This is a genomic window from Halovivax limisalsi, assembly GCF_023093535.1.
GTDB classification, from domain to species: Archaea; Halobacteriota; Halobacteria; order Halobacteriales; family Natrialbaceae; genus Halovivax; species Halovivax limisalsi.
Genome location: NZ_CP095757.1, coordinates 2,440,361 through 2,460,222, shown reverse-complemented (window position 1 = coordinate 2,460,222; position 19,862 = coordinate 2,440,361). Strand labels below are relative to the sequence as shown.

18 protein-coding genes and 1 tRNA gene are annotated in these 19,862 nt (G+C 66.7%); 11 read left to right on the top strand and 8 right to left on the bottom strand.

Annotated features, from left to right (window positions below; translation table 11 throughout):
* Positions 1-19 precede the first annotated feature (19 nt).
* Positions 20-310: a PRC-barrel domain-containing protein gene (locus MXA07_RS11290; protein WP_247728700.1), complete on the top strand. Its 291-nt coding sequence runs from the start codon at positions 20-22 to the stop codon at positions 308-310.
* A 58-nt stretch (positions 311-368) separates the two neighbouring features.
* On the opposite strand, the gene MXA07_RS11285 is transcribed toward MXA07_RS11290, so the two are convergent.
* The gene (locus MXA07_RS11285; protein ID WP_247728699.1) at positions 369-1,820 is read right to left on the bottom strand and encodes a DHH family phosphoesterase; all 1,452 of its coding nucleotides are present in this window, start codon (positions 1,818-1,820) and stop codon (positions 369-371) included.
* Positions 1,821-1,959: 139 nt separating this feature from the next.
* On the opposite strand from MXA07_RS11285, the gene MXA07_RS11280 reads away from it, so the two are divergent.
* A tRNA-Lys gene (locus MXA07_RS11280) sits at positions 1,960-2,033 on the top strand.
* 499 nt (positions 2,034-2,532) lie between these two features.
* Entirely contained in the window at positions 2,533-3,510 is a 978-nt protein-coding gene (locus MXA07_RS11275) for a hypothetical protein (protein WP_247728698.1), read from the top strand.
* A gap of 17 nt (positions 3,511-3,527) precedes the next feature.
* Here the strand turns inward: MXA07_RS11275 and MXA07_RS11270 are convergent, their stop codons facing one another.
* From MXA07_RS11270 to pyrB, 3 genes are all read right to left on the bottom strand, one after another.
* Entirely contained in the window at positions 3,528-4,358 is an 831-nt protein-coding gene (locus MXA07_RS11270) for a hypothetical protein (RefSeq protein WP_247728697.1), read from the bottom strand.
* Positions 4,359-4,712: 354 nt separating this feature from the next.
* The gene (pyrI, locus tag MXA07_RS11265; RefSeq protein ID WP_247728696.1) at positions 4,713-5,174 is read right to left on the bottom strand and encodes an aspartate carbamoyltransferase regulatory subunit; all 462 of its coding nucleotides are present in this window, start codon (positions 5,172-5,174) and stop codon (positions 4,713-4,715) included.
* On the bottom strand, positions 5,167-6,084 hold the full coding sequence (gene pyrB / locus MXA07_RS11260) for an aspartate carbamoyltransferase (RefSeq protein WP_247728695.1): 918 nt from the start codon (positions 6,082-6,084) through the stop codon (positions 5,167-5,169). Before pyrB ends, pyrI begins: the two co-directional genes overlap by 8 nt.
* 148 nt (positions 6,085-6,232) lie before the next feature.
* On the opposite strand from pyrB, the gene MXA07_RS11255 reads away from it, so the two are divergent.
* Both MXA07_RS11255 and MXA07_RS11250 read left to right on the top strand, forming a co-directional pair.
* Entirely contained in the window at positions 6,233-6,859 is a 627-nt protein-coding gene (locus MXA07_RS11255) for an RAD55 family ATPase (protein WP_247728694.1), read from the top strand.
* 504 nt (positions 6,860-7,363) lie between these two features.
* Positions 7,364-8,107 carry a hypothetical protein gene (locus tag MXA07_RS11250; protein WP_247728693.1) on the top strand — a complete coding sequence of 248 codons (744 nt, stop codon included), beginning with the start codon at positions 7,364-7,366 and terminating at the stop codon, positions 8,105-8,107.
* 204 nt (positions 8,108-8,311) lie between these two features.
* Here the strand turns inward: MXA07_RS11250 and MXA07_RS11245 are convergent, their stop codons facing one another.
* Complete coding sequence (locus tag MXA07_RS11245; protein WP_247728692.1) at positions 8,312-9,283, bottom strand: FKBP-type peptidyl-prolyl cis-trans isomerase; 972 nt, start codon at positions 9,281-9,283, stop codon at positions 8,312-8,314.
* Between the two features lie 262 nt (positions 9,284-9,545).
* Here MXA07_RS11245 and cyaB point away from each other — a divergent pair, with 262 nt between their 5' ends.
* The 4 genes from cyaB (at position 9,546) to MXA07_RS11225 (ending at position 13,535) form a co-directional block, all read left to right on the top strand.
* On the top strand, positions 9,546-10,178 hold the full coding sequence (gene cyaB / locus MXA07_RS11240; protein ID WP_247728691.1) for a class IV adenylate cyclase: 633 nt from the start codon (positions 9,546-9,548) through the stop codon (positions 10,176-10,178).
* 145 nt (positions 10,179-10,323) lie between these two features.
* Positions 10,324-11,532, top strand: coding sequence for a methionine adenosyltransferase (locus MXA07_RS11235; RefSeq protein ID WP_247728690.1), 1,209 nt, complete (start codon positions 10,324-10,326; stop codon positions 11,530-11,532).
* Positions 11,533-11,618: 86 nt separating this feature from the next.
* Entirely contained in the window at positions 11,619-12,797 is a 1,179-nt protein-coding gene (locus tag MXA07_RS11230) for a tRNA sulfurtransferase (RefSeq protein WP_247728689.1), read from the top strand.
* Positions 12,798-12,926: 129 nt separating this feature from the next.
* Positions 12,927-13,535, top strand: a complete 609-nt coding sequence (locus MXA07_RS11225; protein WP_247728688.1) for a DUF5804 family protein — start codon at positions 12,927-12,929, stop codon at positions 13,533-13,535.
* A gap of 50 nt (positions 13,536-13,585) precedes the next feature.
* Here MXA07_RS11225 and MXA07_RS11220 read toward each other — a convergent pair whose 3' ends face one another.
* Entirely contained in the window at positions 13,586-15,253 is a 1,668-nt protein-coding gene (locus tag MXA07_RS11220; RefSeq protein ID WP_247728687.1) for a gamma-glutamyltransferase family protein, read from the bottom strand.
* Positions 15,254-15,378: 125 nt separating this feature from the next.
* On the opposite strand from MXA07_RS11220, the gene dinB reads away from it, so the two are divergent.
* Together dinB and MXA07_RS11210 are read left to right on the top strand one after the other, a co-directional pair.
* A complete protein-coding gene (dinB, locus tag MXA07_RS11215) occupies positions 15,379-17,127 on the top strand; it encodes a DNA polymerase IV (protein WP_247728686.1) in 1,749 nt (582 codons plus the stop codon).
* A gap of 138 nt (positions 17,128-17,265) precedes the next feature.
* Positions 17,266-18,462, top strand: coding sequence for a J domain-containing protein (locus tag MXA07_RS11210; RefSeq protein WP_247728685.1), 1,197 nt, complete (start codon positions 17,266-17,268; stop codon positions 18,460-18,462).
* On the opposite strand, the gene MXA07_RS11205 is transcribed toward MXA07_RS11210, so the two are convergent.
* Both MXA07_RS11205 and MXA07_RS11200 read right to left on the bottom strand, forming a co-directional pair.
* Entirely contained in the window at positions 18,463-19,095 is a 633-nt protein-coding gene (locus MXA07_RS11205) for a uracil-DNA glycosylase family protein (protein ID WP_247728684.1), read from the bottom strand.
* A gap of 48 nt (positions 19,096-19,143) precedes the next feature.
* Positions 19,144-19,728 carry an AsnC family transcriptional regulator gene (locus MXA07_RS11200; protein WP_247728683.1) on the bottom strand — a complete coding sequence of 195 codons (585 nt, stop codon included), beginning with the start codon at positions 19,726-19,728 and terminating at the stop codon, positions 19,144-19,146.
* Positions 19,729-19,862 lie beyond the last annotated feature (134 nt).

Sequence of the window (19,862 nt, the reverse complement as noted above, 5' to 3'; positions counted from 1 at the left end):
CGCCCCGTAATGTTCGCCCATGGACGAGACACCGCAGGAGATTACGGCGCTCGTGGGTCGGGAGGTATATACGAACAACGGCGTCTACGTCGGCGAGGTCGAGGACCTCAAACTCGACCTCGACACCCAGACGGTGACGGGATTGGCCGTCGGGACGCTGAGCGGCGAACTGTTCGAGGAGGAATCGCGGCAGGGCCTCGGCATCATCGTCCCCTATCGGTGGGTCCGCGCGGTCGGCGACGTCATCCTCGTCGCCGACGTCGTCGAGCGGGTTCGCGAACCCGACGAGGAAGAAGAGGTCGTGGCCTGAATCGCTCGGTTCGGGTTTCCCGTCCGTCAGTCCCCGTTCTGTCGGGTGCTGGTTGTCCTCAGTTGCCGTTCGAACTCTCGCTACTTCCCTCGACGCCCATCGCGTCGAAGAGGGTCCGGGTCACGGCTTCTTCGGTCAGTTCGAGCAGCGTCTCGCGCGTGTCGTCGGAGATCTGGATGCCGGTGAAGATGCCGAGCGGAATCTCCGCCGTCGACTGGGTCGAGTGGCCGGCCACCTCGCCGATCTCGCCGTAGGCGTCGTCCAGCACGCGCCCGATGTTCATTCGGATGTCCTTCGAGCGCGCGGCGAGGAAGATGGTCTCGTCGGCGATGCCGAAGACGGCCGTCGTGGTCACGCCCTCGAGGTTGAGCAGGTGGTTCGCCGCCTGGGTGAGCGCCTCGCGATCCCGGATGAAGCCGGCGTTCGAGACGAGGTGGCTGCCCTGCACGTCGCGGTTGGCGATGGCCTCCGCGAGGACGTCGAGCGTCTCGGGCGACATGGAGGGCGACTCGACCTGTTCGAGCGTGTCGTGATTGGCGAACGGATAGAGGTAGGCGGCCGCGGTCAGGTCCGCTGGCGTGGTGTCGCGTTTGAAGTCGAGCGTCTCGGCCCGGATGCCGTAGAGCAGCGCCGTCGCGACCTCCTCTGAGACGTTGAGGTCGAACTCCTGGATGTACTTCGTCATGATGGTCGACGTCGAGGACATGCTGGGTCTGACGTCGAGGAACTCCGGATCCGCCTCGAGGTCCGTCTCCCGGTGATCGATGATGGCGTCGGCCGGCCGATCGAGCGCGGGCGAGCTGGTGTGATCGACGAAGATGAGGGTGTCGTATGCGTCGGTCCCCTCCGGGTCCTCCCAGAGGGTGAGTTCGATTCCGAGCAGGTTGACGAACGCCCGGTTCTCCTGGTGACCGATGTCGCCGAGGTAGACGATATCGGACTCGACCCCCAGGTGCTCGGCGATGGCCTGCATGGCCGCAGCGCTGGCGATCGAATCGGGGTCCGGGTTGTCCTTCGTGACGATCGCGAGGCGGTCCTCGGTCCCCTCGATGATCCGCGCCAGCGTTTCGGCGTTGTGTGCGAGTTCGCCGGATTCGAGCGCGCGGAGCGCCGAGTCGGCGATCACCGCCGACGGGTTGATGACGACGTCGGCGCCTCGATCGGAGAGTTCGTCGCCTGAAACGGGGTCGCTCGCACGCGCGATGACGAACGAACCTGTGCCGGCGGATCGAACGTGTTCGACGGCGGCGACATTCGCCTCGACGTCCGAAGCCAGGATCAACACCACGTCGCAGTCCTCGACGTGTTCGACGACCGCCGAGCTCGAGATGTCGGCGACGCGTGCGTCCATGTCCTGATCGCGAAGCGATTCCACCCGGTTCTCGTCGCGGTCGACGATCCGGACGTCCTTGCCCTGCTCGACCAACTCCTCCGCGACGGCGTACCCCACGCTTCCGCACCCGAGAATAGCGTACTCCGAAGCAGACGAGATGGTAGCCCCCACACTCATTGACCGATCCGTCGGCGTCCCCCCACTTAACCCTCCCGAAGATTGATACGCGCTGACAATGATCGTCGACGCGGTGGGCACGGCTGCGGCGATGGCAAAGGAAATGTATTTCAACGGCCGGCGAAAAATCGACGATACAGGGCCGGTAGCTCAGTTAGGCAGAGCGTCTGACTCTTAATCAGACGGTCGCGTGTTCAAATCGCGCCCGGCCCGTCTTCGCGTCGCGAGCAATCCGCGAGCGACGCGTGTTGGATCCGGCGTGATTTGAACGCAGAGAGGGCGCGCGCAACGGAGTGATCACGTCCGACCGTGTGTTCAAATCGCGCCCGGCCCGCTTCTGCGAGGGTTCCGTGAGCGCAAGCGAACGGAACGTCGTGAGACGAACGTCTCACGGAAAACGGACGTGACGAGCGAAGCGGCCACCAGCGATTTGAGCCCTACCAGTCGCAGCCCGCGTAGCCGAACGAAGTGAGGCGAGCAGGACCGTCTGGTTTCGGTTCAAATCGCGCCCGGCCCGCTTCTGCGTGGGGTTCGTGAGCAGAGCGAACGAACGCTCGCGAGAACTCCGTTCTCGCGGTGAACGAAGGTGATCGCACCGTCGTCTATCGGGCGAAGTAACCCTTCGTTGCTCGAATCGAGGGCACAGTTAGGTTCTCGCCGCGGATGTGCAAGCACCACGACCATACCGGATTCCCCCGACAGTAGCGGTGTCATGTGCGCATCATTCAGTGACGACGACGTGGGCAAGACCGTCGTGAACGCCAACGGGGACGAGGTGGGGATGGTCACGGCCGTCGAACACGATACGATCCGCGTGAAACCCGATGCCGGGATCACGGATAGCATCAAAGCAGCGCTCGGCTGGGAGGACACCGGTGAGGATACCTACCCCTTGCAGGAGGCGTCGATCGACCGGGTCACGGCCGACGAGATTCGTCTCGCGGGCGACCTTCGGGAGGGAGGCTCCTCGACCGCCGGCGGTGGGACGAGTTCCGGCGGTAGCGAGACAGGAATCGACGACGGAGTCGGGACCGACCGGGGTGACGAATCGGGAACGCTCGACCGCGATCGCGACGAACCCGGGACGACCGAGTCGGTTCACGACGAACCGCGGGCTGAGGAGGGGTTGAGCGGCGACTCGGACGACGTCCGATCGGCGGATTCGCGCGACGTCGGCACCGAGATCGGCTCCGGATCCGGGACCGGCCGGCGGGCTGTCGAGGGCGCCGGGGATCGGGCCGCCGAACGCAGCGATCGCAGTGGGGAGCTCGGTGATCGAGAGCGCGACACGGACGTGTCCGAGACGGCGGAGCCTGGACGCGAAGACATGGTCGGCGGTGGCGAGCCGCCGGGTGGCGAGCGAACGGGCCGCACTGGTCGCACGCCCGACGAGGGACTCGACGACGTCGGCGAGGAGCGCCTCGACTCCGGTGAGGGTCGCGATCGGGCCGGCGCCAGCGAGCGTCGGGGTGGCGGCGGCACGGCCGGCGACCGGGGCTCCATCGATGCCGACGCAGACGCGGATTCCGACCGTGGCGAGGGACGGCGCGTGACGGATAGCGACCGGGGAGACGCGGATTCCGACGCCGACTCGGATCGTCTCGACGGCGATTCCGACTCGGACCGCTTCGGTGCCGACTCGGACGACGAGGACGAGTGGCCGACTACCGATTCGGACACGGACCGATAACGCGACCGGCCCGTCGATCAGTTCGGCTCGCCGAACGTTTCGCCGTGGCGATCGTCCGCCGTCATTCGTCGGAGCGCGGCGCGAGCGTTGCTGGCGTCGTAACCGAAGTACACCCCGTCCGCGTACGACTCGGCCACGGCAGCGGCCTTGATGAGCGCGTCGACGTCGACGTTCACCGCGTAGAGTTCGATCCCGACCGGCGTCTCCAGTCGGCTCCGGAACCCGCTGGCGATCGTTTCGAGCCAGTAGGTCGTCCCGTAGGCGGTGTCGTACAGCGGGACGACGAACTCGTCGACGTGGTCGGCGAGCGCGTCGAGATCGAGCCCCGACCGGTCGTAGAGGTGGCCCGGATAGGGATCGGGATAGAGCGTCAGGTAGACCCGGCCGGGGATCCGGTCGGCCGCCCGCTCGACGAAGCTCGTGATGGTCGCCGCGCGCCACTCGCTCCACGTGTCGTGGTCGCTCGCTTCGAACCGTTCTGTGCAAGTGTCACACCGGCAGTATTCGGCTCGCGGGAACCCGACGTCGTCGAGTCGGACGTCGGCGTTGGCCGCGACGCAGTCGTCGATGACGTCGAGTAAGCCGTCGCGGTAGGCCTCGCGACTCGGACAGATGTAGTCCCAGTCGAAGTAGGGCTGCTCGCGCGTCGCGCGATTCCCGTCGTCGTCGATCGGGACGAGTGCGGGTTCGGCGTCGGCGGCGGCGTTGTCACCGAAACACGAGACCATGTTGACCGCGTTCGACAGCGGCTCCGCGGACCGGCCGGTGACGTCTTTGACCTCGTAGAACGAGCGGTCGAATTCCGCCCACGATACCTCGGGTTCGTTTCGCGTGACGACGCCGTACATGGCCGATCGTTGGGACGGCGGCCGGTAAAGCGATTCGAAAGAGCCGACGGTACAGTGAAACGAGGAAAACGCCCACGGCTTCAGCCGCGGGAGGATGTCAAGCGTCGGGTTCGTACTCGATCGTCTCTGTACTATCCGCGAAGACGGCCTTCCAGAGGACGACGACGATAGCCACCAGGACCAGGAACTTGACCGTTCTGGACATGCAATTGATAATTCAACGTGGGGAACTATATCTCTTCTGGATTCGGTCGAGCGTCGGCCGACGATCGACCGACCGCGACGGGTTCGGTGCGGTTGATGGGTTGCCGAAAGTGGTCGACTGCCGGGGAATCGCCGCGTCCGTCGTCCGTCCTACCGTTCGATGAGTTCGGGAATCCCCTCGCGGACGATGCGCTCGCAGTACCCACAGCGGACGCCGTCGTCGAGGACGTCGAAGCGGGAGGTGATCGGTTCGTCGGCGGTCGTGATACAGCCCGCGTTGGGACACTGGAGGATCCCCTCGACGGTCGCCGGTCGGTCGACGCGGTGTTTCTCGACGACCTCGTAGTCCCGGACGATGTTGATCGTCGCGTCGGGAGCGATCAGCGAGAGGACGTCGACCTCATCCTGGCTGAGTTCGCGACCCTCGACCTTGACGATGTCCTTGTTCGCGAGTCGGTCCGAGGGAACGTTCATCCCGATCGAGACGCTCTCGCCCTCGGCGCCGTCGATGCCGAGGATCGCGAGGACGTTGAGCGCCTGCCCGGCTCTGACGTGATCGATGACGGTACCGTTTCTGATCTTGCTGACGCGCAGCTGGTGGTCCTCAGGCATCGGTATCACCCGCGAGTAGATCGAGCAGCGCCATGCGAACGGGGACGCCGTTGTGCGCCTGTTCGAAGTACGCCGCGTGGTCGGTCTCGTCCACGTCCGGGGCGATCTCGTCGACCCGCGGGAGCGGATGCAATACGGTCAAATCGTCCCGGGCGTCGGTGAGGGTCCCTGCCGAGATCTGGTACTCGCCGGCGACTTTCTGGTACTCGTTCTCGTCGGGGAAGCGCTCGCGCTGGATGCGCGTGACGTAGAGGACGTCGAGTTCCGACAGGACCGCCCCGAGGTGTTCGTGTTCTTTCACCGACGCGCCTTGCTGGTGCAGATCGAAGACGACCTCTCGGGGCAGTTGCAGGCTCTCCGGGCTGATGAAGTGCTGGCGTGTGTCGAACTCCGCGAGCGCGTAGGCGAGCGAGTGGACCGTCCGACCGTACTTGAGATCGCCCATGATCCCGATCGTGAGGTCGTCGAGCCCGGCGTTCTCGCGGATCGTGTAGAGGTCGAGTAAGGTCTGTGTCGGGTGGTGGCCCGCACCGTCGCCCGCGTTGATGACGGGGACGTCGACGTACTCGCTGGCCAGTTTCGCGGCGCCCTGTTTCGGGTGGCGCAGGACGATCGCGTCCGTGTAGCCGGCGATGACGCGGACGGTGTCGGCCAGGCTCTCGCCCTTCTTGACGCTCGAGGACTCGATCGATCCCATGTCGACGACGTCGCCGCCCAGGCGCTTGATCGCGGTCTCGAAGCTCATCTTCGTCCGCGTGCTCGGTTCGAAAAACAGGAGCCCGAGGAGCGTCTCGGCGTGGGACGCGGCGGGCTCGGCCTCGCCCGCGTCGAATGCGGCGGCGCGGTCGAGCACCGTCTCCACGTCGGCCCGCGACAGCTGTTTGCTCGTGAGGAGATTTCCGTGGCGCATCTATCCGTGTAGCGAACGGGACGGCCCTTGAATCTCTCCATCCGACTCGACCCGCCGCCCGACCGATTGTCGTCGACCGTTCGGTTCCCCGATGACTGTTCGAAGGCAAAGAGTTATGCGACCGGTCTTCCCAACATGGGACGAGCGTATGGCTGGTCGGCTACAGACGGGTATCGACGTGTTAGATCGGAAACTCGACGGCGGGTTGCCGCCGGGGTGTACCGTCGCCTACACGGCCGAGCCGGCCAGCCAGTCCGAACTCCTGTTGTACCAGCTGACCGCCGCCAGAGGGACCCTCTACCTCTCGACCGAGCGCTCCGACGAGGACGTCCGCCACAGCATCGATCGGTCCTCGGCGACGGTCGGCAGTCCCACGATCAGACACGTCACGGGCCAGGACCCGATCGAGGACGCCCACCGACTCATCAGCGCCTTACCCGACGGCGCGAACCTGATCATCGATACGATGGACGTCCTCGAACGAACCGACGTCGAGGGGTTCCGTCGATTCTTCAGCGACCTGAAGACCCAGATGCTCGAAACGGGTTCGATCGCCGTCCTGCACTGTCTCGAGAGCGATCGAACGCCCCCCAACCGATCGACGACGCTGCACATGGCGGACGCCGTCTTCGACCTGGAGACGACCGTCGGCGCGACCGAGATCGAAAATTACCTCACCATCCCGAAGTTCCGCGCCGGCGGCGCGCCCACCGAGCGGATCAAGCTAGAGCTCGCCGAAGAGGTCGCCATCGACACGAGTCGCGACATCGCCTGACGGATCGACGGTGTGCTGACGACCGGTTCCGCGGATCGGGGCCGAGTTCGGTAGATCGATTCGTTGCTTGTACGCTCACCGCGTCTCGTCGTCGAAATCACCAACGACGGACGCAGCGCCGATCTCGAAGGCGTGAGTATCGGGAGTGAGCTAGTTTTCCCGCCACAACTACTGAGATATACCCTCCTCTCGAACTCATTGTCGGGTACTCGGGTTGATCGATCGGAAACCCATCTCGGCGACGTCCCTTCGATACCAACAGTTCCGCCGGCTGCTTGCTTTTTCGATGTCCTATCAGGCCCGGATTGGGCCCGGAACGCCACTGTTCTTGGTGACGGGAGACTCGGCTCGTAGCGAATCGGCTCTGTTTTACGCACTGGGAAACAGTATAACCAAAAGAATTTACTTCCAACAGTTATTAGTGATGGTATGGGACGTAGACCCAGTGCAACTCGGCGACACGCTCTGAAGACCGGTTTTGCCGGGCTGACCGGAGCTGTTAGTATGGTTCCCGTAGCGAAAGCCGACGACGGGCCGGATTCCGAGACCATCACGTACGATCAAAAGACCGACGCCGTCTTCGAGACAGCCGGCGGGACCACTTACGAGCACCATACGAGTGCTTCCCTCACCGTCACGACGAACGATTACGAACCCGGCTACCACTCGTTCCGGATGGCGAGCGATCACGTGGTGACCGAGTCCGGGGGCGAGGCGATGCCAGTGACCGAGGCCGAGGGCTACGACGACGATCCCGACAGTCGCGTAGACCACCCGGCCGCGGCTAACGCGCAACAATTCGATTTCAGCATCGACAACGCCGACACCAACCACGGACAACTGCACATGTCCGGCCGGGACATCTACATGTCGCCGGCCCGAGAGGACGGGACCGACGCCTACGACGACGGTCCGAACCAAACGTTCGCCGCGGCGGCCTCCGCTCTGCTTGGTATCGGCGCTGCCTATCTGGCCGGGCCCCATACCGGCGCGACCATTGCGGGGACGAGCTTTCTGGTTAGCCTGATCGGCGACACCATCACCCACACCGACGCCCACATCAGCGAGTTCTATAGCACTCCGTTCTTCCGGGGCTCGACCCACGCTACCTGGGAGATCGAGGTCTACGATGACGAGTGGGTGTCCTCGCAGGCGTCGATCACCAGCGGCAACGACCCCATGGGCGAGAACTGGCTGGGCTGGAACATCACCGCGACGCCCACGGACGTGTATGTCAACCAGCCGTAGCCGACACCGGTAGGGGCCGGTTCCGCCGCGGGCGCTTCCGCACAGATGGGTACTGATCGGCGTACGGTTCCGTTCGTGTGAGGGCGGCAGTCCCCCGCTCGAACTGCTGGAGTCACCGGCTGTGCCCCACCGTGATCGGGTCGTTACAGCCACCGCGGGCCGCAAAAACTGTCTCTGGCACTTCGGCAGGCTATCGTGCGACCGTCACTCCTCGACGTCGGCTTCGAGTTCCTCGACGAGTTCGTCCGCGTCGACGTCCGCGTCTTCGAGCGCGTCCTCGAGGTCGCCGCCGTCACCGCCGCCCATGCCGCCCATCATGCCGGGCATGCCCATGCCCATGCCGCCGGCGCCGTCGATGACGTCCTGGACGATGACGCGGTCGACGCCGACCTTCTCGATGACGTCCTGGGCGATCTGCTGCTTCGAGAACATCCACTGCTGGTTCATCGTCAGCTGCGGGGTGGATTCGACGTAGAGCGTCTCCTTCTCGACGACTTCGGTCTCGTACTCGGGTTCGGCGTCTGACTCGTCTTCGTCACCCTCGTCCTCGTCAGGCTCGACGAGAACCTCCTCTTCGACCTCGTCGGTTTCGATCCAGAGGTCGGGCGTCACGTCGAGGTACATCTCGAAGAGGCTGGCGGCCTGTCGTTCGCGGTCGTCGACCTCGTCGAGGATCTCGTACTCGTACTCGACGTCCTCGCCGGCGAGGGGATGGTTGAAGTCAACGCGCGCTCGGCCGCCGACGATCGTCTCGAGGTAGCCGGTCCGTCCTTCGAGCTGGATCTGAGCGCCCGGGTAGCGGTCGTCTTCGTCGATCTTCTCCGCGCTGACGGTTTCGACGGCGTCCGGATCGTAGGTGCCGAAGGCCTCCTCGGCCGGGACGGTCACGGTGGCGCTATCGCCGACCTCGCCGCCGATGATCTCCTCCTCGACCGTCTCGAACAGGTGGCCCTCGCCGAGGACGATCGTGCGCGGTTCGAACTCCTGGTCGGCCTCGACGCCCTCTTCGTCGGCGACGTCCTGGTCGGTCGTGTCGACGAGCTGGTCGTCTTCGACGGTGCGAGCCGTGTAGTCGATCTCGACGAAGTCCCCGGCCTGCAGGCCGGATTCCGTCTCGGTCTCGGTCTCCGCTTCGGCGTCATCGGCCGGCGCGTCGGCCTCCTCTTCCTCGGTCATACGTGGTACGTCCCGCCGTCACCATTTAAGGAACACGTTTTGTCGCCGTCCGACCGCGCGGCGGTTGCGGTGGACGCCAATTGCGTTCCGTCTCAGATGCGGGGAGAACCCGTCAGCTGCGATGGGATCGGCGACGGGTTGCAACGAGGCAACTTGACGCCGGCCGTATTTCGCCACTGCGGACCGCGTGGGGGAGACGGTCGCTCGACGTGGCCCGCCGCGCGAACCGACGTTTCTTATCGGTTCGAGTGAAAACCGACCTATGGCAGAGCGGGATCGCCGATCAACGGAAGATGGCGAGGGGGACGGGGCGTACGAAGTCGAAGTGAAAGTGCCGGCGGATCACGACCGTGTGCGCGACCGCCTCGCGGAACTCGACGCGACGTCGACCGGCGGCGTCGTCCAGGTTGATACGTACTTCGACGCGCCTCACCGATCCTTCGCCGAGACCGACGAGGCGCTGCGCGTGCGTCGAGAACGCGCGATCGATGCGGTGGCCGCTGCTGACGACCCGGTCGACGAGGATCACCCGGCGGACGAAATCGTCGAACTCACCTACAAGGGCCCGCTCGTCGATGCGGGTTCGAAAACGCGCTCGGAGGTCGAAACCGTCGTCGCGGACGGCGACAGCGTCGAGACGATCCTCGAGTCGCTCGGATTCGAGGCGGCGGCGACCGTCCGAAAGGAGCGCGAACGATTCGACGTCGACGACGTCACGGTCTCGCTCGATACGGTCGACGGGGTCGGCAGGTACGTGGAAGTCGAACGGCGGGCCGAGGAAGCAGCCATCGAAGAAACCAGGGCCGACCTCTACGCGGTGCTCGATTCGCTCGGACTCGATCCTGCCGATCAGGTCCGAACGTCGTACCTCGGGCTGAAATTAGATGGGGCGTAGGCTTCGAGACGGAACCCACCGATTTCGTCGTCTCTGGCGAAATATCGAACGAACCGGCCCAACGGCCGGCGCCGAGTCGGAGTAATGAGACAGTACAATCTCATTTCCGCAAGTTATAGAACCTGCCGCGGGGAATAGGCGGTCAATGACCGATCGGAACATCCGGATCGAGCCGTTCGAGCGGCGTGCCATCGAGGCCCAGGAGATCGAGATCGTCGAGCGGAAGGGACTGGGCCACCCCGACTCGATCTGCGACGGCATCGCCGAGCACGTCTCGCAGGCGCTGGCTCGCGAGTATCTCGACCGCGTGGGGACGATCCTGCACTTCAACACGGACGAGACCCAGCTGGTCGCCGGGGAGGCGGCGCCGGCGTTCGGCGGCGGCGAGGTCGTCGATCCGATCTACGTGCTCATCGTCGGCCGGGCGACCAAGCACTACGAGGGCCGGACGATTCCAACCGAACGCATCGCCCTGCGGGCCGCACGCGAGTACCTCGAGGAGACGATTCCCCAGCTCACATTCGGCGAGGACGTCGTCGTCGACGTCAAGCTGGGCGAGGGGAGCGGGGACCTCCAGAACGTCTTCGACGAGGACGGCGGCGGCCCGGTCCCGATGGCCAACGACACGAGCTACGGCGTCGGGCACGCGCCGCTGTCCGAGACGGAGCGGATCGTGCGCGAGGCGGAGCGTCGACTCTTCGAGGAGTACGCCGAAACGAACCCGGAAGTCGGCGCAGACGTCAAGATCATGGGGAAACGCGAGGGCGACGTGATCGACGTCACCGTGGCCGCCGCCATGGTCGACGCGCACGTCCCCGACATGGACGCATACGTCGACGCGGTGGACGGCGTTCGGGACTTCGTCGCGGACGTCGCGGCCGAGCACACCGACCGCGAGGTCCGCGTCCACGTCAACACCGCCGACGAGTACGAGTCGGGCTCGATCTACCTGACCGTGACCGGAACCTCGGCCGAGCAGGGCGACGACGGCTCGGTGGGCCGGGGCAACCGGGCGAACGGCCTCATCACGCCCAACCGCGCGATGTCGATGGAGGCGACGAGCGGCAAGAACCCCGTCAATCACATCGGCAAGATCTACAACCTCCTCTCGACGGAGATCGCCCGGGCCGTCGTGGGCGAGGTCGACGGCGTCACCGATCTTCGCGTGCGCCTCCTCAGCCAGATCGGCCGCCCGATCGACGAGCCACACGTCGCCGACGTCCACGTCATCACCGACGAGGCGGTCTCGCTGGCCGACGTCGAGGACGAGATTCGGACCATCGTCGATCGCGAACTCGCGGGCGTCGGCGGGCTGACGAACCGCGTCATCGAGGGCGAACTCACGACGTTCTAACCGGTTCGGTCCGGATGCGATACGGAACCGCGTTCTGACGGAAGGGTATGCGAATCCCCTTATAGGTCGCGCCACTACGGCAGGCCATGCACCCGCCGGGAGCCGACACCGTGCTCGTCCGCCACGGTGATCTGAACACGAAGAGCACCTCCGTCAAGCGCTACATGGAGGGGCTCCTCGTCGAGCACCTTGGGGGGCTCCTCGCGGATCGCGACGTCCCGGGCGCGGTCGAGCGCGAGTGGAACCGACCGCGAATTCACACCGACCCCGAGGCCATCGGCGCGGCGCTTGACGCGGCGACGGACGCCTTCGGCGTCGTCTCGGCCAGCGCCTGCCTGACCGTCGAACCGACGAAGGCGGCGATCGTCGACGGCCTCGAAGCGACGGCCCGGGCCTGTTACGACGGCGGCACGTTCGCCGTCGACGCCCGACGGGCCGAGAAAGACCTGCCCTTCACCAGCGCCGAGATCGCCGAAGACGGCGGCAGCGCGATCTGGGGGGCCGTCGACGACGAGTTCGAACCGGCCGTCGACCTGGACGATCCCGACGTGACCTTCGGCGTCGAGGTCAGGGCCGAGCGGGCCTATCTCTACGTCGACTCGGTGTCTGGACCCGGCGGACTCCCGTACGGCTCCCAGGCGCCGATGGTCGCGCTGGTCAGCGGCGGGATCGACTCGCCCGTCGCCGCCTACGAGATCATGCGACGCGGGAGTCCGATCGTCCCGGTGTACGTGGATCTGGGCGACTTCGGCGGCCCCGATCACGAGGCGCGCGCGTTCGAAACGCTACGCTCCCTGTGGCGCTACGCTCCGGACGCCGAGCGCGCGGTGTATCGCGTCCCCGGCGGCGAGACGGTTTCACTGCTGGCCGAGACGATGGAGGAAGGGCGAATGCTCTCGCTCCGGCGCTTCTTCTACCGGGTGGCCGAGCACCTCGCGGAGCGCGTCGACGCGGCGGGCATCGTCACCGGCGAAGCGCTCGGCCAGAAGTCGAGTCAGACCGCGCGGAACCTCGCCGTTACCTCGCGCGCGACGACGCTGCCGATCCACCGGCCGCTGCTCTCGTGGGACAAACAGGACATCGTGGCCCGAGCGCGCGAGATCGACACCTTCGACGATTCGACGATCCCCGCCGGTTGCAACCGGATCGCCCCCGATCGCGTCGAGACGAACGGGCGCATCGAGCGCCTGCGCGAGGTCGAACCCGACGACCTCTTCGAGCGCGCGGCAGACGCCGCCGCGAACGCGGAGCAACTTTCGCTCTGATCGACCCGTAGCCGGGCCCGTCCGCCCGCTCTCATGGGCCGACGGCGATCCGTCGAGCACTCGACTGCCGCCGTATCCGGCCCGGCGACAGTCGAAACGGCCAATAGTCCGAGGCACCAAGTCGAGGTCGTGACCCGGGTGTGCCTCGTCGGCGACGAGGACGTCACGCTTCGCTACGAACTCCTCTCCCGGGAGACCTCGCGCGAGGCGCTCTCGACGTACGACCTCAGCCAGCCGTTCGAGAACTCGATCGCGCTGGAGACGGTTAGCCTGGGCGCCGCGATGGCGCTGTGTAACGACCTGCAGTGGTACGTCGTACGGTTCGTCGAGAGCGTCCTGGTCCGGGAGCCGAGCGTCAGCGAGCGCGAGTGGCTCTCGCATCGACTCGCGCAGGCGATCCGGTCCGACGAACTCCATCCCGACGAGACGGACGAGTATCTCAAGATCTACGGCCTCGAGACCGCAGAGGATCGCGCGACGGCGAACGAACCGCCCGCCGGGGTGGACCCGGCCCTGGCAGCCGCGTCCGGGTCGGGATCGGCGGAGGCGACCGGCGACGGCGACCGAGCCGAATCACAGGGCGCCACGGCGGATTCAGCGCCGACCCGGGAGGGGCCGCCTCGCCTCGTCGAACCGCTCTACGTCCGGCGGACTGACGGCGAGATTCCGGAGTACGATCTGCGCGACGTCTCCGACACGGTGGTCGTGCGCCTCACCGAGGACGAGTACGCGCCCTGAGGCGTGGCGGATACGGAGATGTATCGGTTCGAAATAGAACGTGGACTATCTCAGTAGCCCTGGGCCTGACCGTCCTTGCGCGGCTCCGAGGCGCCCGCGAGCGATCCGTCCGCCCGACGGACGAGCTGTGCGCCGCCGAACTGGACCGGCGGGAGGACGCGCACGTCGTGGCCGCGCCGGGCGAGGGCCGCCGCGTTGGGCAGGCGTTCCTCGACGCCCAGCGAGCCGTCTTCGCGCACGCGCCATCGCGGCGCGTCGAGTGCCTCCTGTAGCCCCATCCCGTAATCAATCACGTTCGAGAGCACCTGGACGTGACCCTGCGGTTGCATGTAGCCGCCCATGACGCCGAACGCGGCCCAGTCGTCCTCGTCGAACTTCGCCATGGCCGGGACGAGCGTGTGGAACGGGCGCTTGCCCGGTTCGAGGCTGTTGGGGTGGTTCGGATCGAGCGAGAACGACGCGCCGCGGTTCTGCAGGGCGATCCCCGTCTCGCCGGCGACGAGGCCGCTGCCGAAGCCGGCGAAGCGGGAGTTGATGAACGAGACGAGGTTGCCGGCCTCGTCGCCGACGGTGAGCAACACCGTGTCCGCGTCCTCGGCGTTGGCGTTCGGGACGCCGATGGCCGGATCGGCGATCGGCGCCTCGCCGATTTCCCGTGCGCGCTCGCGGGCGTAGGACTTCGACCCGAGCGGCGGAATCTCCTCGTAGTCGGGGTCGGTGACGTAGTGGTGGCCGTCGACGAATGCGAGTTTCGTCGCCTCCGCGAAGGCGTGGACTCGGTCGGCCGACTCGTAGGGGTGCTCGCCAGCCCCGATCTCCTCGGCGATGTTGAGCGCTTCGAGCGCGATCAACCCCTGGTTGTTGGGCGGCAGTTCGAACACCTCCGCGCCGTTGTACGTCGTGCTGATCGGTTCGAGGAACTCCGGTTGGAACGACGCGAGGTCCTCGACCGCCAGGTGGCCACCCTTCGACTGCACCTCGTCGGCGATCGCCTCGGCGATCTCGCCCTCGTAGACGACATCGGCACCCCGTTCTGCGATCGCCTCGAGGGAGGCGCCGAGCCGATCGAGCGCGACCGTCTGGCCGGGATCGGGCGCCTCGCCGTCGAAGAGGTACGCCTCGCGGGCGTGCTCGTCCGTGAACAGCGACTCGGCCGATCGCCAGTACGCGGAGACGACCTCGGAGACCGGGTAGCCCTCGGTCGCGTACTCGATCGCGGGCTGGAGGACGTCCGCGAGCGTCAGTCGGCCCAGTTTCCGAACCGTCGCCTCCCAGCCCCGCGCGGTTCCGGGGACGGTGACGGCGTGGGGGCCGAGAAACGGCATCTCGAGCGAATCGGGATCGGCCGCCGCGTCGACGGCGTATCCGCGATTGGCCGGGTAGTACGACGACCGCTCGTCGGGATCGGCCCGCTCGAGCCCGTCGCGAACGGCGTCGATCGTGGCGTCCGCGGGCGCGCCGCCGCAGGATCGTATGGCGCCGACCTCGCCGTCGGCGGTTCGGTACAGCGCGAAGACGTCCCCCCCGAGGCCCGTGGACGTCGGTTCGACGACGTTGAGCGCGGCGGCCGTCGCGACCGCGGCGTCGAACGCGTTGCCGCCGTCTCGAAGGATTTCGATCCCGGCCTCGGCGGCGAGCGGTTGGCTCGTCGCGACGAGTCCGCGGTTCGCCCTGACGGTCGATCGGCGAGAGGTGAATCGATCCAGGTCGTACTCCATTGCACGTCCGTCGCGTTCGGATCGTCAAAAGTGTGGGTATCACGGCCAGATGCACGGGTTTCCAAACTCGACCTGACCGATCGCCGGACACAACGTTTTCGGTCGTCGATACCAATCGATCGACAATGGGTACGGATCCGCAGTTGCCGGGCGTCGACCCCGACCCGGAAGCGGTGGATCCGATCGTCCTGCACGTCGACGCGGACTGTTTCTACGCCGCCTGCGAACGCCTTCGCGATCCGGAGCTCCGTGGCGAGCCTCTCGTCGTCGGGATGGGCTACGAAGCCGGCGAGGACGTCGGCGCCGTCGCGACGGCGAGCTACGAGGCCCGAGAGTACGGGGTCGAGAGCGCGATGGCCATCTCGCAGGCCCTCGAGGCGCTCCCGCGACGGGCAGCGGCCGAAGCGGCCGGCGAATCGACCGAGGGGACGGGCTACTACCGGCCGGTCGACATGTCGTACTACGAATCTGTGAGCGAGGACGTCCGCGAAATCCTCCACGATTCGGCCGACGTGGTGAGGGAGGTGAGTATCGACGAAGCGTACCTGGACGTCACCGAGCGGACCGACTGGTCGGTCGTGGCGGGCTTCGCCAGGCACGTCAAACAGCGCATCCGCCGCGAGGTCGGCATTCCGGTGAGCATCGGCGTCGCGCCGACGATGAGCGCCGCCAAGATCGCCAGCGACTTCGACAAGCCCGACGGTCTCACCGTCGTCGAACCGGCCGAGGTCCGGACGTTCCTCGCACCGCTCGACGTCTCCGAAATCCACGGCGTCGGCCCGGTGACCGCCCGGGAGCTTCGCGAGATGGGCCTCGAAACGGCCGGCGACGTCGCGGCGGCGGACGTCGACGACCTGATCGAGGCGTTCGGGGAGCGCGGCCGCGAGTTCTACGAGTACGCGCGCGGCGAGGACGACCGGCGGGTCACCCCGCGCGGACTGCCCAAGAGCTTCTCGCGCGAGTCGGCCGTCGGCGACCCCGTCACCGACTGGGAGCGAAAGCGCGACCTGCTCGTCCCGCTCGCCGAATCCGTCGCGGATCGGGCGACCCGCGAAGGCGCCCTCTATCGCACCGTCGGCGTGAAGGCGGTCACGCCGCCGTACGACGTGAACACGCGCGAACGGTCGCTCCCGGGACCGGTCGACGATCCGGACCTCGTCGTCGAGATCGCCCTCGACCTCTTCGAGGAGTTCGAAGAGGAGCGCGTCCGCAAACTCGGCGTCCGCCTGGCCAACCTCGAGTTTACCGGCAACGAACAGACGGACCTGGGCGGCTGGGACGCGCCGGACGAAGACGCAACGGATCTGGGAACTCCCTCTGCCGACGGTGCCTCCGGGCCGTCGGACGGAACCGAACCCCCGGGGCGACCGAACGCCCGTTCGAGCGACGAGCGGCAGGCGACGGTGAACACCCTGACGGACTACGGCGAGCAGACCGGCGATACGGCCGGATCCGACGATCGAACCGGGGACGAGGATCGTTCCGTGCCCCTCACCGACTGGGCGGCGGCCGGTTCGCCCGGCGGATCGAACGGTGTGACCGTCGAGACGGCCAGCGGCCCGGAATCGGTCGACCCGGCGTCAGACCCGGAACCCGTCGATTCGGCCACCGACCCGGCAGCCGTCGGCCGGTCGACGAACCGACCGTCGGAGCCGGCGGAGACGCCGTCGCTCGAGGCGTTCGTCCCGTCGGACCGGACGGATGGCGAGGGCTCGGCGAACGGGACCGGCGGGACCGATTGCGCCGACCCGACCGCCGACGATCCGATCGTCGAGACGACCGACTCGACCGCCGCCGGGACGACCGACGGGTCCGGACCGCCGCCCGGATTCACCGGCCAGGCGACCCTCTCGCAGTTCGCCGGTCGCGACTGAGACCGTCCGGTCCGTCGGCCGAAACGCTCTTTCGGGTACCGTCCGGAGTGTCAAGCGACCGTCCACTCCGAACAGCAGAATTATACGCCCCCCAACTAGAGTGCCTGACGAAGAACGCCCACGAATCGATCGCCTACCATGACCGAGGACTTCTACGATCTTCTCGACGTATCGCCCGACGCCAGCCAGGACGAGATCAAGGCCGCGTTCCGCGAACAGGTCCGCATCTACCACCCGGATCTGAACGACGACGAGCGCGCACAGGCCCAGTTCACTGCGCTCAAGACGGCCTACGACGTACTCGGCGACCCGGTCGAGCGCCGGGCGTACGATCGGCTGGGCCACACCGATTACGTCGCCAAACGCACGTCCGGATTGCCGTCGCCGGAGAAGTGGATGACGGACGACGATCGCGCCGAGCGCGACGGTGACGATCGCGAACCCCGCATCAGCGACGATCACTCGGGCGTCAGCACGGCGACCGACTCCTGGAGCTCCGTCTCGACGTCGAAGAGCGGGTCGTCGACGGGGCGCGGCTCGGCCCGCACTCGATCGACCGTCGCCGGTTCGACCGGCTCCGGGACCAGCGGCGGCGTTGCCCCCGGGTCCCGTGCCGAGCGCACCGCGGGCGCACCCGGCGGCCTCGGGGCTCGCCTCCGGTCGAGCGCGCTCGTCCAGTGGTGGCGCTCGCAGAACTTCGCCCTGCCGCTGCTCTGGCTCGCGACGATCGTCTACCTGGTCGGTCTCGCACAGTACACGCGAAGCAATCTCGACGTCTTTCGCGGGCTGTTCGAGTCGATTACGAGCGCCGGCGGCGACCTCGCCGCGCTACAGGATGCGGTGACGGCCCAGTCGAGTGCGCTGGTCTCGGGCTTTGCGACCGTCAATTCGGCCGCGGTTCTGTCACCCCCGGTCGAGACCGGCACGTGGTACGCCGTCATCGCCGGCGCGAACGCGCTCGTCGTCTTCGCGTTGCTCGCCGTTCGCGTCGTCGTCCGCGAAACTCTCTTCGGACCGGTGTCGATCAACGAGACGATCGCGCTGGCCCTCTCGCTGGGGGGCTCGGCGCTGCTCGTCGGCGGCCCGCTGCTCGCCGGTGCGCTCTTGCTCCCCCTCCTGTACGGCGTCGTGATCCATCGCTCGCACCACATTCCCGGCTGGTCGCCGTCGTACGCGTACCTGCTCGCCGTCGCGACGCCGATCGGCGCGCTGCTGGCCGGCTGGGTCGGGTCGACGTCGCTCCCGATGGAACTGCTCGCGATCGTCGTCCTCCCGGTCATCGGCGCCCTCGGGCTTCCGATCCGCTTCGCCGTGAGACGGCGATTCGGTGTCTGATCAGCCGACCCGCGTCGCGACCCCTTTCGTCTGGCGGTAGTCGCGACCGAGGATCGCCTCGAGTCGGTCGACGGCCTGCTCGAAGGCCGCGTCGTCCCACGCGGCCGGATCCGAGAGCGGAACGACCAGAAAGCCGCGACCGCGCACCTCGGTCGCGTGGCGGGCTGCCGGATCGCTCGGCAGGCGGTCGCGGCGGGTGGTGTATGAGCGAAGCACGCGATCGATCGCTCGCTCGCCGACGGGGAGCAGGACGTGGGCGTTGACCGCGCGGAGTTCGGCGTCGAAGAACCGTTCTAACCGGTCGTAGTTCGCCGGTGCCGGCGACTCGTTCCGTGGCGGCGTGACCATGTGGATGTAGCTCAGAAAGCAGTCGTTCACGGTGGGTCGGTCGGCCGGTCCGCCGAGCAGGTCCACGGATCGAAGCAGTCGTCCGACGGCGCGGCCCGCGCCGGTTTCGGTGAAGGGAACGCCGGTTCCGGTGCCGCCGTGGATCCCGGGATGGTCCCCGATCACGTGGAAATCGCCGCTCGGGTCGCCGTATCCCGGAACGGCCGGGAGGTCGCCATCGTCGCTTTCGTCGAACGGCGGACGCATCCCGAACGGGTTACTCGTTCGGTCTAAAACGGATTGCACAGCGGATGCAGGTACTCGGCGAACAAAATCGTCGCGATCGACGGCGACTCAGGACGGCGTCGCCAGCTGACGCTCTTCGAACCGGTCCCGACAGGATTCGTCGCAGAAGTGATGGAGGTCGCCGTCGATTCGAACGGAGAGCCCGTCCTCCGTGACGTCGTCGGCGCACATCTCGCACTTGAGCGTGAGCGCGCCCTCCGAGATGGCCGGATCCCAGGCGCGATCCTGGAGGAGGTGGACGCGGTAGCTCTCGATCTGTTCCGCGTCGAGCGCTTCGAGGAGGGCGGGGCCGACGCGTTCGCTGCGGAGCGAGCCGACCGCGAGGACGCGGGCGTCCGTCGTCGTAAAGACGTGTTCGATCCCGTCGACGGCGACCAGTCGTTCGGTCAGCGAGTCGACCGGCGTCGCACACAGTTCGATGTCGATGAGCAGTTCGACACCGTCGGTGAAACTGGATCGATCGAGATCGATCGTGAAGCGTTCGATGACGTCGAGTTCCGTCAGTCGGTTGATTCGATCGGAGACCGTCGGAGCGGAGACGTCGACCTGTTCTGCGATGTCGTTGTAAGGGCGGCGGGCATCCTCGAGGAGGAGGCTGAGGATTGCGAGGTCCGTTTCGTCCAGTGTACGCATGATCGTATCTTCTCCCGCCACTACTTTAGATTTTACGATAAACGTTATAACAGTAAAAGACGTTTTCAGCATCTCTCCCGTCTGAATTTGGCTGTTTCCGACGGAAAGCTCTCCTGGTGGGTACGAGACGACAC